9 protein-coding genes are annotated in these 13,211 nt (G+C 57.5%); 4 read left to right on the forward strand and 5 right to left on the reverse strand.

Features of this window, described 5'->3' with window-relative positions; translation table 11 throughout:
* Nucleotides 1–208: 208 nt before the first annotated feature.
* Nucleotides 209–1,615, reverse strand: a complete 1,407-nt coding sequence (glnA, locus tag KDX30_RS12525; protein WP_095100975.1) for a glutamate--ammonia ligase — start codon at nt 1,613–1,615, stop codon at nt 209–211.
* Nucleotides 1,616–1,949: 334 nt separating this feature from the next.
* Here glnA and thiI point away from each other — a divergent pair, with 334 nt between their 5' ends.
* Nucleotides 1,950–3,404 (forward strand): tRNA uracil 4-sulfurtransferase ThiI, encoded by a 1,455-nt coding sequence (gene thiI, locus KDX30_RS12530; RefSeq protein ID WP_231667308.1) that lies wholly within the window; start codon nt 1,950–1,952, stop codon nt 3,402–3,404.
* Between the two features lie 144 nt (nt 3,405–3,548).
* Nucleotides 3,549–5,369 (forward strand): translational GTPase TypA, encoded by a 1,821-nt coding sequence (gene typA / locus KDX30_RS12535; RefSeq protein WP_095100978.1) that lies wholly within the window; start codon nt 3,549–3,551, stop codon nt 5,367–5,369.
* A gap of 108 nt (nt 5,370–5,477) precedes the next feature.
* Here typA and KDX30_RS12540 read toward each other — a convergent pair whose 3' ends face one another.
* From KDX30_RS12540 to KDX30_RS12550, 3 genes are all read right to left on the reverse strand, one after another.
* The gene (locus KDX30_RS12540) at nt 5,478–5,933 is read right to left on the reverse strand and encodes a YkgJ family cysteine cluster protein (protein ID WP_027899672.1); all 456 of its coding nucleotides are present in this window, start codon (nt 5,931–5,933) and stop codon (nt 5,478–5,480) included.
* 357 nt (nt 5,934–6,290) lie between these two features.
* Nucleotides 6,291–7,679 carry a GTPase/DUF3482 domain-containing protein gene (locus KDX30_RS12545; protein ID WP_231676002.1) on the reverse strand — a complete coding sequence of 463 codons (1,389 nt, stop codon included), beginning with the start codon at nt 7,677–7,679 and terminating at the stop codon, nt 6,291–6,293.
* Nucleotides 7,672–9,051, reverse strand: a complete 1,380-nt coding sequence (locus tag KDX30_RS12550) for a DUF2868 domain-containing protein (protein ID WP_231676004.1) — start codon at nt 9,049–9,051, stop codon at nt 7,672–7,674. The genes KDX30_RS12545 and KDX30_RS12550 overlap by 8 nt, the downstream gene beginning before the upstream one ends.
* Nucleotides 9,052–9,158: 107 nt before the next feature.
* Here KDX30_RS12550 and KDX30_RS12555 point away from each other — a divergent pair, with 107 nt between their 5' ends.
* Nucleotides 9,159–9,671, forward strand: coding sequence for a dihydrofolate reductase (locus KDX30_RS12555; protein ID WP_027899675.1), 513 nt, complete (start codon nt 9,159–9,161; stop codon nt 9,669–9,671).
* 235 nt (nt 9,672–9,906) lie between these two features.
* On the forward strand, nt 9,907–10,965 hold the full coding sequence (locus KDX30_RS12560) for an HAD family hydrolase (RefSeq protein ID WP_122394557.1): 1,059 nt from the start codon (nt 9,907–9,909) through the stop codon (nt 10,963–10,965).
* 189 nt (nt 10,966–11,154) lie between these two features.
* Here the strand turns inward: KDX30_RS12560 and ilvD are convergent, their stop codons facing one another.
* Nucleotides 11,155–13,002 (reverse strand): dihydroxy-acid dehydratase, encoded by a 1,848-nt coding sequence (gene ilvD / locus KDX30_RS12565; RefSeq protein ID WP_231676006.1) that lies wholly within the window; start codon nt 13,000–13,002, stop codon nt 11,155–11,157.
* Nucleotides 13,003–13,211 lie beyond the last annotated feature (209 nt).

Consider the following 13,211-nt stretch of genomic DNA (forward strand, 5'->3'; position numbering starts at 1 on the left):
GGCCGCGATAGCGGTACATCAGACAGAACGCTATCGCGGCCTCGCGGTGCTCGTGCGCTCCTACAGGGGCGGCGTTCGCGATACGACAGCATGCACTCGCGCAAAGCGCTTCAGGCAACAACTATGTACCGAATATCAAATCCCGCCCATAAAAAAGGCCTCCCGAAGGAGGCCTCTTTTGTGCGTCACGATTGCTGACGCGACTGGATCAGCAGCTGTAGTACAGCTCGTATTCCAGTGGGTGTACGAAGGTACGTACTTTGATTTCTTCTTCGCTTTTCAGGGCGATGTAAGCGTCGATGAAGTCGTCGCTGAAAACGCCGCCTTTGGTCAGGAACGCACGACCTTTGTCCAGCTCTTCCAGGGCTTCTTTCAGGCTGCCGCAAACTTGTGGGATCTCTTTGGCCTCTTCAGGCGGCAGGTCATACAGGTTTTTGTCAGCTGCGTCGCCAGGGTGGATCTTGTTCTGGATGCCGTCCAGGCCAGCCATCAGCAGTGCTGCGAAAGCCAAGTACGGGTTGGCAGATGGGTCCGGGAAGCGAGCTTCGATACGGCGGCCTTTAGGGCTGCTGACGTAAGGAATACGGATCGAAGCGGAACGGTTGCGAGCCGAGTAGGCCAGCATGACCGGAGCTTCGAAGCCTGGAACCAGACGCTTGTAGGAGTTGGTAGCCGGGTTGGTGAAGCCGTTCAGTGCCTTACCGTGCTTGATGATGCCGCCGATGAAGTACAGAGCGGTGTCGGACAGGCCGGCATAGCCTTCGCCTGCGAAGGTGTTCTTGCCATCTTTGGAGATGGACATGTGAACGTGCATACCCGAACCGTTATCGCCGTACAGAGGCTTAGGCATGAAGGTAGCGGTGCGGCCGTAAGCGTCAGCAACGTTGTGGACAACGTATTTCAGGGTCTGAACTTCGTCAGCCTTTTTAACCAGCGTGTTGAATTTCACGCCGATTTCGTTCTGACCAGCTGTCGCCACTTCGTGGTGGTGAACTTCTACGGTCTGGCCCATTTCTTCCAGAGCGTTGCACATTGCGGTGCGGATTTCGTGGTCATGGTCGAATGGTGGAACAGGGAAGTAACCGCCTTTGATGCCTGGACGGTGGCCCTTGTTACCGCCTTCGATGTCGGCGTCGGACATCCACGAACCTTGCTCAGAGTAGATCTTGAACATGGAACCGGAGATATCGGATTTGAACTTCACTTCGTCGAAGATGAAGAATTCTGGCTCTGGACCGGCGAATACAGTGTCACCGATACCGGTCGACTTCAGGTATTCCTCGGCGCGGTGAGCGATAGCGCGTGGGTCGCGGTCGTAACCTTGCATGGTCGAAGGTTCGATGATGTCGCAAACCAGGATCAGGGTTGGGTCTTCGGTGAACGGATCGAGAACGGCAGTTTCGTCGTCCGGCAGCAGGATCATGTCGGAGGCTTCGATGCCTTTCCAGCCAGAGATGGAGGAGCCGTCGAACATCTTGCCGACTTCGAAGAAGTCGTCTTCCAGCGCATCACGAGCCGGCATGGTCACGTGGTGCTGTGTACCTTTAGTGTCCGTGAAGCGCAGATCAATCCACTTAACGTCATGATCTTTGATGAGTTGAACCGACTTCGACATGGTGTCCTCCGGGTGGCTTCGGGCCTATTTAATGGTTTGGGCCCTTAGAATTTGGGTGATGCCGGCGCAAATACTCTGCCAAGGCAACCTGCCTCACAAGGGAGCAAATTGCATGCCAGTGCCCCGAGATGGGTTTTATGCCCGAAACGCTAGCAATTCAGGGATAAAAATCGTCGATTTGAAAATTTAACGCACCACAATGAGGCTGCATATTGTCCGACAGGTCTTTTTTGGTGCGTCGATGATTGGTTGCACGATAACTGGTTAAACCTTGAGCAATTTCCGCTATAATCCCGCCCCCTCTTTTTCGGCTGGCACCTCGCGCGCTGTTTTCATGAAACTAATCGTAAAAGTCTTCCCCGAAATCATCATCAAAAGCCCGCCGGTGCGTAAGCAATTCATCCGCCAGCTGGCCAAGAATATCCGTACCGTGCTCCGTGATCTGGACCCGGTACTGGTGGTGGATGGCTCGTGGGACAACCTCGAGGTTCAGACGAAACTGACCGACCCCAAGGTCCTGCAGGACATGACCGACCGCCTGAGCTGCATGCCGGGTATCGCCAATTTCCTTCAGGTGGCCGAATACCCGCTGGGCGACATGGACGACATCGTTGCCAAGTGCAAGCTGCACTACGCCGATCTGCTGCCGGGCAAGATGTTTTCAGTGCGCTGCAAGCGCGCGGGCAAACATGCATTCAGCTCCATGGATGTCGAAAAATACGTCGGCAGTCAGTTGCGCAAGCAGTGCGGTGCGGCCGGTATCGAGCTGAAAAAGCCGGAAATCGTGGTGCGAATGGAAATTCGCGACAAACGGTTGTTTGTCATCCACAGCCAGCACAATAGTGTCGGCGGATACCCGTTAGGCGCCCTCGAACAAACCCTCGTGTTGATGTCCGGTGGTTTCGATTCGACCGTGGCGGCCTATCAGGTCATGCGTCGCGGGCTGATGGCGCATTTCTGCTTCTTCAATCTGGGCGGTCGTGCCCATGAACTGGGCGTGATGGAAGTCGCGCATTTCATCTGGAAGAAGTACGGCAGCTCCCAGCGCGTGCTGTTTATCAGCGTGCCTTTCGAGGAAGTTCTCGGAGAAATCCTGCAGAAAGTCGATAACAGTCATATGGGTGTAGTTTTGAAGCGTATGATGTTACGCGCTGCATCCTCTATCGCTGACCGTCTTGATATCGATGTGCTGGTTACCGGCGAAGCGATTTCACAGGTTGCCAGCCAGACGTTGCCGAACCTGTCGTTGATTGACGCCGCGACTGACAAGCTGGTTTTGCGTCCGTTGATCACCAGCCACAAGCAGGACATCGTCGATCAGGCGGTTGAAATCGGTACTGCCGATTTCGCCAGGCATATGCCTGAGTATTGCGGGGTGATTTCGATCAACCCCAAGACCAACGCCAAGCGAAACCGCGTTGAGTACGAAGAGCAACAGTTCGACATGGCGGTTCTCGAGCGAGCGCTGGAGAACGCCAAACTGGTTTCGATCGATCGTGTGATTGACGATCTGAGCCAGAGTGTCGAGATAGAAGAAGTCAGTCAGGCACTGGCAGGGCAGGTCATCGTTGACATCCGTCACCCGGATGCTCAGGAAGATCAGCCGCTGGTATTGCCTGGTATTGAAGTACAGGCGCTGCCGTTCTATGCACTGAACAGCCGCTTCAAGGAACTGGATAACACGCGCCAGTACCTGTTGTATTGCGACAAAGGCGTCATGAGTCGCCTGCATGCTCACCATTTGCTCAGTGAGGGGTATGCCAATGTGCGCGTTTATAGACCGAGCTAAGTGCCCGGGGCTGTTTGCCTGTGGCTTGCGTCACCGGCCCCCCGACGCCAGTCGTCTAGCCGTAACGGCTTTGGCCGACTCTGACGTTATAAATAGCTGTTTAGCAGTATTCAGCTAACCGAATCCTCTGATCGAGATACACAAGTGATCGAAAATCTACGCAACATCGCCATCATTGCTCACGTTGACCACGGTAAAACTACCCTGGTAGACAAACTCTTGCGCCAATCCGGCACTCTGGAGCGTAACGAGCTCAACGACGAGCGCGTGATGGACTCCAACGACCAGGAGAAAGAGCGCGGTATTACCATTCTGGCGAAAAACACCGCCATCAACTGGAACGGCTACCACATCAACATCGTGGACACCCCGGGCCACGCCGACTTCGGTGGTGAAGTTGAGCGCGTAATGTCGATGGTTGACTCCGTGCTGCTGCTGGTTGACGCTCAAGACGGCCCTATGCCGCAAACCCGTTTCGTGACCAAGAAGGCTTTCGAAGCCGGCCTGCGTCCAATCGTGGTCATCAACAAGGTTGACCGTCCAGGCGCGCGTCCGGACTGGGTTCTGGATCAGATCTTCGACCTGTTCGACAACCTGGGTGCTACCGAAGAACAGCTGGATTTCAAAGTCGTCTACGCCTCGGCCCTGAACGGTATTGCAGGTCTGGACCACGCTGAAATGGCTGAAGACATGACCCCGCTGTACCAGTCGATCGTCGACAACGTACCAGCGCCGTCTGTTGACCGTGACGGTCCTTTCCAGATGCAGATCTCCGCTCTGGACTACAACAGCTTCCTGGGTGTTATCGGCGTTGGCCGTATCGCTCGTGGTCGCGTCAAGCCGAACACCCCGGTTGTAGCGATCAGCGCCGACGGCAAACGCCGTAACGGTCGTATCCTGAAACTGATGGGTCACCACGGTCTGCACCGCATCGACGTTGAAGAAGCCGCCGCTGGCGACATCGTCTGCATCAGCGGTATGGATTCGCTGTTCATCTCCGACACTCTGTGCGATCCACTGAACGTGGAAGCAATGGTGCCGTTGACCGTTGACGAACCTACCGTTTCGATGACCTTCCAAGTAAACGACTCGCCGTTCTGCGGTAAAGAAGGCAAGTTCGTGACGTCCCGTAACATCAAGGAACGTCTGGACAAAGAGCTGCTTTACAACGTTGCTCTGCGCGTTGAAGAAGGCGACACCGCTGACAAGTTCAAGGTCTCGGGCCGTGGTGAGCTGCACTTGTCGGTACTGATCGAAACCATGCGTCGCGAAGGCTTCGAAATGGGTGTCGGTCGTCCAGAAGTGATCATCCGTGTTGTTGACGGCGTGAAGCAGGAACCGTTTGAAAACGTCACCATCGACCTGCCAGAAGAATCCCAGGGTTCCATCATGGAGCAAATGGGTCTGCGTAAAGGCGATCTGACCAACATGGTTCCGGATGGCAAGGGCCGTGTGCGCCTTGAGTACAACATCCCTGCTCGTGGTCTGATCGGTTTCCGTAACGAGTTCCTGACCCTCACCTCCGGTGCAGGCATCCTGACCTCGATCTTCGACCGTTACGACACCATGAAGTCGGGCGATGTATCGGGCCGTCAGAACGGCGTTCTGGTTTCGGTTGAAACTGGCAAGGCTCTGACCTACTCGCTGGAAACCCTGCAGGCTCGTGGCAAGCTGTTCGTTGAGCACGGTCAAGAGATCTACTGCGGTCAGATCGTTGGCTTGAACAGCCGCGACAACGACCTGGGTATCAACCCAACCAAAGGCAAGAAGCTCGACAACATGCGTGCTTCGGGTAAAGACGAGACCATCGCTCTGGTTCCACCGGTCAAGTTCACCCTTGAACAGGCTCTGGAATTCATCCAGGACGACGAGCTGTGCGAAGTGACTCCTAAGTCCATCCGTCTTCGCAAGAAGATCCTGGACGAAAGCGAGCGTACCCGCGCTGCCAAGAAAGCCAAGAACTGATTAGTTTTTAATCAGGCTTGAAAAAACGCCCCCGACCGCAAGGTCGGGGGCGTTTTTGTTTGTGTGGTGCTTACTGATCGCTGACTTTGCAGGCGCGACAGTCCGGTGTCAGAACTTCGGAAACGGCGTGCTGGTGTTGTTCTTCAGCGTGCCGCTGGCCTGACGAACCACATCTTTAGGCTTGTAAGCGCAGTAGCCGGGACGTGGCCCAACCTTGGGGTGGTTGCGGCACGTATCCGGGCGTTTGTCGTAGATGGTGCACAGGCGGCTCTTGCGATCCAGATACAGGCAGTCGTTATTGCTCATGCGCTGCAAGGTGAAGATTTCGGACTTCTGGTTGTAGCGCTCGACAATCCCCTCCTTCTGCAAACGCTTGGCGATGTTCTTCGCCGGTTCGCCCCGCTCGAAGTCATCGACGATGCCGATGCGGATCAAGTCCTTGATCTTCACTTCAACAGGCAGCGTGCAGCAGCTGGAAATACAGCCTCCGCACATATGGCTGGAGTATTTGGCCCAAGTATCGATACGGTCGATTTCTGCGGCGGCGATCAAGGTCGGTTTCATGAGCAATACGGTTCCGGGTGTATCGGGCGCGCGATGATACCGGTGCTTGTTGATTTCGCGTAGGCAAAATTTTGCAAAGCGACTACCGGTGGTGGCCGAGCGCTATTCCTGTACAGACTGTGTGAAAACTACTGCGCTCGGCAATACTGCGTTAAAAACAGGCGAAAAATGCTCATTTAGAACACCTAGACTCCGCTTTTTCGCCTGTTTTTGCCTTGTCTTGCCGTCGCTCGCTACGTTTTCACACAGTCTGTGTAGGAGCGCGCTTGCCCGCGATGACTTTCCTCCATCCAACATCAAAGTGCCGGAAAAAACGCGATCGCGGGCAAGCGCGCTCCTACAGGCAGGGAAAATTTTTCAGGATTCGAATATCACTTTCGCCAACTCTTCAATCTGCTCATGCCGCTCCGCCTGATTCAGCTTCGCCCCCGGATTCAGCGACGACCATTGCGGATGTGCACGAGCCTTGTGCAGAGCTTCCGGCAGTTTACCTTCGCGCCAGGTTTTATCCTGTGGTGTGGTCAACTGGATGCTTTCCATCGCTGCGTGGCCCCGTGCGCCGAGGGCCAGCAGCAAATGGCGCTGACGCAGCGCAAGCAGGCGAAGTACAGCATCGTCCACCGTCAGTTCGCGCTGGCCTTTAATCTTGCCGAGCAATCGTCCGCCGTAACTGCGTGCAGTCTGTAATGCACCACCGGCAATCGCCCCGGCCAAGGCCGCTGCGCCCATGGTGAGGCCACCCACCAGCAAATCGACACCGGCACCCGCTGCCGCGCCTGCGGCTATCCCGCCGCCGACTCGTACGCCCAGTTGCTTGAGGGTTTCCGGGTTGAACAAATCGTCGCCCCAACGCCCGTCCAGCAGCGGCAAATCGCTGGCTGCCGCGTCCTGAACGCGAAACGCGTAAAGCTTGAGCAGTTCCTCCACGCAACGCTGTTCGCGCTGGCGCACCGCTTTGCGCAACTCATCGATAGCTTGTTGCTCATGGCCCGACTCAGTGGAAACGCTGCGGCGGCAGGCTGCGCAGTCGATGAGTAACTGCGCGATCAACCGGCTAGCACTTTGCCGTCGGATTTCGCGCTGGGCCTCAAGATCCAGAATCAGCCGTTCCAGTTGATCTCTGGAGTTTTCCAGCAGCAGGGCAAGGCTTTCATAAAGGCGCCGCTCGCCATCTTCTGGCGGCGCGACGCTATCAAAGCGCACCAGCGCATGCAGACCCAGTCGTGCAAGTGCCTCGCGCCATGCGGGCTCCCGGTGCTCTGCACTGCTGACAAAATTCAGGACTGGCAGCAACGGTTTGCCACAACTGGCCAGGATCGACAGCTCGTCGCGGTACTTGGCCAGTACCGGCTCACGGGCATCGATGATGTACAAGCCGGCGTCAGAGGCCAGTAACTGGCGCATGACTTTGGCTTCCTGCTCAAAGCGCTGCCTTGCTTCACTGCCCTCCAGAAAGCGTGCCAGCCGTGCGGGGCCGTCCAGCCGCTCGCCCGGTCGATCCTGGCGTTCGAGAAAGTCCAGTAGCGCGATGGCATCTTCCAGGCCCGGCGTGTCGTAGAGCTCAAGCAGTGCCTGACCATCTACCGACAACCGCGCGCCTTCCACATGGCGGGTGGTGCTCGGCCGATGGGAGACTTCCCCGAAGCCTACGTCGCGAGTCAGCGTTCTGAGCAGCGAGGTCTTGCCGACATTGGTGTGGCCGACCACCGACAGTTTCAGCGGGCGGATCTTGTCCTTGTCAGTCATGACCCGTCTCCAGCCAGTTCAGTGGCGCGCTGTCGCTCCACGCGAGATCCAGTTGCTGCAGCGCCGCGTGCCAGTCGCTGACTCGCTCTGCGTTCAGATGTTGCCCGGCAGGGGCCGATAGCAACCAGACTCGTGTTGCGCCCGCACAGCGAGCCAGTTCGGCAACCAGCGCAAGGCTGCCGCGATCAGGTGAGCGACGTGGGTCGCAGGCAATCACCAACCGGGCAGGCGGAAAGCGGGTCAGTTGATCTAGCAGTTTTTGCCTGGATTCCCGGCTGTCGAGAATGCCTGCATCGACCACGTTTTCCGGCAATAGCGGCGGCCATGGCTGTTCATCGTCCAGCTCGATAGCGACCAACAATGCGCCGTTGCTTTGTTGTGCCGTGCCATTGGGCTGTACTTGATGCAGTTGTTCTGGCGCAGCGTCGCTGACCCCCAGTCTCTCGCTGCTGGGCATCAGGCGTTCGCGAAGCTGGCTGTAACCTGGCAAGGTCAGGTCCAGACTCAGTGCACCCCGGCCGATGCGCCAGCACCACAGGCAGACCAGCGCAAGGATCAGGCGCGGCACGATGCCATAGACCAATAGCACGCCGACCAGCCATGCCGCCCAAGCCTGACGACCTGATTCAACAACCAGGGCGCTGTCGCCGCTGGCGCGGATCATGGACTCGTCCGGTACGCTGAAGCCCAGCATGGCCGGGAGAATGCCGAGGGTCTGGGTCAGGCTGACGAAGGTGTCGCTGCCTAAAATAGTGGTTTCCCACACAAAGCCATAACGTCGCGTCGCCATCAGCATCAATAGCAGCACCAGCGCGCTGACCAGTGCCAGCAGCCATAAACCATGTATCGCCGCCCCCAGCACCCATCGATTCAGGCGTTTGCGCTGCAACAGCACAATCAGCGCAGGGGCAAGTTGGGCGGCCTGGGCATCGCGGGCAAGCTTTTCACTGAGCCATAGCCAGAGGCGTCCAAGGCTGGCGGTGTTTTGCCCGGCGACGCTAAAACTCATCGCCCAGCTGAAGAGCATAATCAGGTTCAGCCCGAGCAGGCTGCCCAGCGCCCAGAACACATTGACCGGCGTTTGGCCGTCGCCCAGCGCCGCGAAGGCGAGCCCGGCACCGCTGAGTACCGAGAGAATCGCCAGTGCAATCAGGGCCAGTCGGGCGCCTTGTTTCCAGTGTGGCAGTGCGGAGCGCATGCCATCGCGTTCGGCCAGCCACAGGGCCCGGCTTTGCACGCGGTTCGTCAGATCGCCACCGTTGGCCCGGGCGCGACGGTTGGCTTCAAGGTCTTCCAGCGGACCGGCCTGTTCTTCGCGCAGGCGCACGGCTTCGGTCAGCCATAGAGTATCGAGGGGAGTCAGAGCAGTCACACAGCGTCTCGTCGAATGAATCAGTAAAGGAGCATAACCTCTGCGCCCTGTATTCGAGCAAATCGGCCGCTACGAATTCAGTGTCAGCGTCTGTTATTCTCGCCGCCATGAAAAATCAACTTCCGCTCAGCCTGATTGCCGCCCTTGGTGAGAACCGAGTGATTGGCGTCGACAATTCCATGCCCTGGCACTTGCCGGGGGATTTCAAGTACTTCAAAGCCACGACCCTCGGCAAGCCGATCATCATGGGTCGCAAGACCTGGGATTCGCTGGGGCGGCCGCTGCCAGGTCGCCTTAATCTGGTGGTCACGCGTCAGGCGGATCTGCAGCTTGAGGGTGCCGAGGTCTTTACGTCGCTTGAGTCCGCTGTTGCCCGCGCTGAAGAATGGGCGCTGGAGCAGGGCGTTGCGGAAGTGATGCTGATCGGCGGTGCGCAGTTATACGCCCAGGGTCTGGCTCAGGCAGATCGCTTGTACCTGACTCGCGTGGCGCTGAGTCCCGAAGGCGATGCGTGGTTTCCGGAGTTTGATCTGGCCGAATGGGCGTTGGTGTCCGAGGTGTTGAACCCGGCGGTGGATGACAAGCCTGCGTATAGTTTTGAGGTTTGGGAGCGCCGGTAGGAGGCAACTTGTTGGCGAGGCATTGTTCCTTTCGCCGTCTGGAATATCGCCTCGCGAACAAGTTCGCTCCTACCGAGGATCGATTGCTCCTGTCATAAAAGTGTCGTAATCGGAAATCTGCGTCGCGAATCGCTTCCAGAGTGACGCCCTCGGAACGTACACAGTCGCTGGCATCCCCAATCAGTCATCATAATTTGTTACGGTCCATCCTCTTAACTTTCAGGGGGATACCACGATGAAGTTCGCTCCACGATTGCTTGCCGCCGCACTCTGCCTTGGTCTGGCCGGGCAGGCGTTTGCTGCCACCGAGTTGAAACACTGGCCTGAGCCCGCCGCCAAAGCACTCGACGCGATGATTGCCGCCAATGCCAACAAGGGCAATTACGCGGTTTTCGACATGGACAACACCAGTTACCGCTTCGATCTCGAAGAGTCGCTGCTGCCGTACATGGAAAGCAAAGGGCTGATCACCCGAGAGAAGCTCGATCCATCCCTCAAGCTGATGCCTTTCAAGGACACGGCTGATCACAAGGAAAGCCTGTTCAGCTACTACTACCGCCTTTGTGAAGTCGACGACATGGTTTGCTATCCATGGGTCGCTCAAGTGTTCTCGGGCTTTACCCTCAAGGAGCTCAAAGGCTATGTCGATGAGCTGATGGCCCTGGGTAAACCGATCCCTGCCACTTATTACGATGGCGATGTGGTCAAGAAGCTCGATGTCGAGCCGCCGCGCATCTTTACCGGCCAGAAAGAGCTGTTCAACAAGCTGATGGAAAACGGCATTGAGGTCTACGTCATGACCGCCGCATCCGAAGAGTTGGTACGGATGGTCGCCTCAGATCCCAAATACGGCTACAACGTCAAACCGCAAAACGTGATCGGCGTGACTATGCTGCTCAAGGACAAGAAAACCGGTGAATTGACCACCGCGCGCAAGCAGATCACGGCAGGCAAGTACGACGAGAAGGCCAACCTTGGTCTTGAGCTGACGCCTTATCTCTGGACACCAGCGACCTGGATGGCGGGCAAACAAGCGGCGATCCTGACCTACATCGACCAATGGAAGAAGCCGGTGCTTGTGGCAGGCGATACGCCAACCAGCGATGGCTACATGCTGTTCCACGGCGTAGACGTCAACAAGGGCGGCGTGCATTTGTGGATCAACCGCAAAGACAAATACATGACTCAGTTGAACGGCATGATCAAAAGCAACGCAGAGGCTCAGGCCAAAGAAGGTTTGCCGGTGACCGCAGACAAGAACTGGGTGATCGTCAAGCCGGATGAGATTCAGTAAATAACAGAATGACGTGACCCCCTGTGGGAGCGAATTCATTCGCGAATGCGGTGTTCCAGTCGACGGATATGTATCGTTTGTACCGGCCCTTTCGCGAATGAATTCGCTCCCACAGGTTTTGCGTTGATCCTGTCAGCCCAATAAAAAACCCGGCATCGCTGCCGGGTTTTTTGTGTTCACTGAAAAAGCTTAAGGCACCAGCTTGTCCAGCAACGCCTTGTCGCGCACAGCGCCTTTGTCGGCGCTGGTAGCGAGCAGGGCGTAGGCTTTCAGCGCTGTCGTCACTTTACGTGGGCGCGCTTCAACCGGCTTCCAGCCTTTCTTGTCTTGTTCAGCACGGCGCGAGGCCATTTCTGCGTCGTCGATCAGCAGGTTGATCGAGCGGTTCGGGATGTCGATCAGTACTTTGTCGCCGTCGCGCACCAGACCAATCGCGCCACCTGCAGCTGCCTCAGGCGACGCGTGGCCGATGGACAGACCCGAAGTACCGCCCGAGAAACGACCGTCGGTGAGCAACGCGCACGCTTTGCCCAGACCTTTGGATTTCAGGTATGACGTCGGGTACAGCATTTCCTGCATGCCCGGGCCGCCTTTCGGGCCTTCGTAGCGGATGATCACGATGTCGCCGGCCTGGACTTCGTCAGCAAGGATGCCGCGCACAGCGCTGTCCTGGCTTTCGAAGATCTTGGCATTGCCTTCGAATACATGGATCGATTCGTCGACGCCCGCGGTTTTCACTACGCAGCCGTCCAGCGCGATATTGCCGTACAGCACGGCAAGACCGCCCTCCTGCGAGTAGGCGTGCTCGAAACTGCGGATGCAGCCGTTTTCACGGTCGTCATCCACGGTTTCCCAACGCGTCGACTGGCTAAATGCAGTCTGGGTCGGGATACCGGCAGGGCCTGCGCGGAAGAAGGTATGCACAGCTTCATCGTCAGTCTGGGTGATGTCCCATTTGGCGATCGCTTCTTCCATGGACGGGCTGTGGACGGTCGGCAGGTCGGTGTGCAACAGACCACCGCGGGCCAGCGAGCCGAGGATGCTGAAGATACCGCCAGCGCGGTGCACATCTTCCATGTGGTACTTCTGGATGTTCGGCGCCACTTTGCACAGCTGCGGAACGGTGCGCGACAGGCGATCGATATCACGCAGGTCGAAGGGGATCTCGGCTTCCTGAGCGGCAGCCAGCAAGTGCAGGATGGTGTTGGTCGAGCCACCCATGGCGATGTCGAGCATCATGGCGTTTTCAAACGCTTTGAAGTTGGCGATGTTGCGCGGCAGCACGGCTTCGTTGTTTTCGATGTAGTACTGACGGCACAGGTCGACGATGGTGCGGCCAGCCTGCAGGAACAGCTGCTCGCGGTCGCTGTGAGTGGCCAGTGTCGATCCGTTACCCGGCAGTGCCAGACCCAGTGCTTCGGTCAGGCAGTTCATCGAGTTGGCGGTGAACATGCCTGAGCATGAACCGCAGGTCGGACAAGCGCTGCGCTCGTATTCGGCGACTTTCTCGTCGCTCGCTGTCGAGTCGGCTGCGATGACCATGGCATCGACCAGATCCAGACCGTGGGAGGCGAGCTTGGTCTTGCCGGCTTCCATCGGGCCGCCGGAAACGAAGATCACCGGGATATTCAGGCGCAAAGCAGCCATCAACATGCCGGGGGTGATCTTGTCGCAGTTGGAGATGCAGACGATGGCGTCAGCGCAGTGGGCGTTGACCATGTATTCGACGGAGTCGGCGATGATCTCGCGGCTCGGCAGCGAATACAGCATGCCGTCGTGGCCCATGGCAATGCCGTCATCCACGGCAATGGTGTTGAATTCTTTGGCGACGCCACCGGCCCGCTCTATTTCACGGGCAACCAGTTGGCCCATGTCCTTGAGGTGGACGTGGCCCGGTACAAACTGGGTGAACGAGTTGGCAACGGCGATAATCGGTTTCTTGAAGTCTGCGTCCTTCATCCCGGTTGCGCGCCACAAGGCACGAGCGCCGGCCATGTTGCGGCCGTGGGTGGACGTTTTAGAGCGGTAATCAGGCATGGAGCACTCCGGGCGGCTAACCAGGTAAATAGAAAGGGATTGAGCCTCTAGTGTCGTCACGGACAAACGGCAGTGACCGCTTGCTGCGAGGGAAACCGACACGCCACGGGATCACCGTGCGCTCGGCCTGAGCTCATAAACCCGCCGGGGATGACTGGCGATGAATAGCGCCGATTCTACACCTGTAGGGCGCAGAAGGGATGTGTGGG

The organism is Pseudomonas quasicaspiana, assembly GCF_021147825.1.
Classification (GTDB): domain Bacteria; phylum Pseudomonadota; class Gammaproteobacteria; order Pseudomonadales; family Pseudomonadaceae; genus Aquipseudomonas; species Aquipseudomonas quasicaspiana.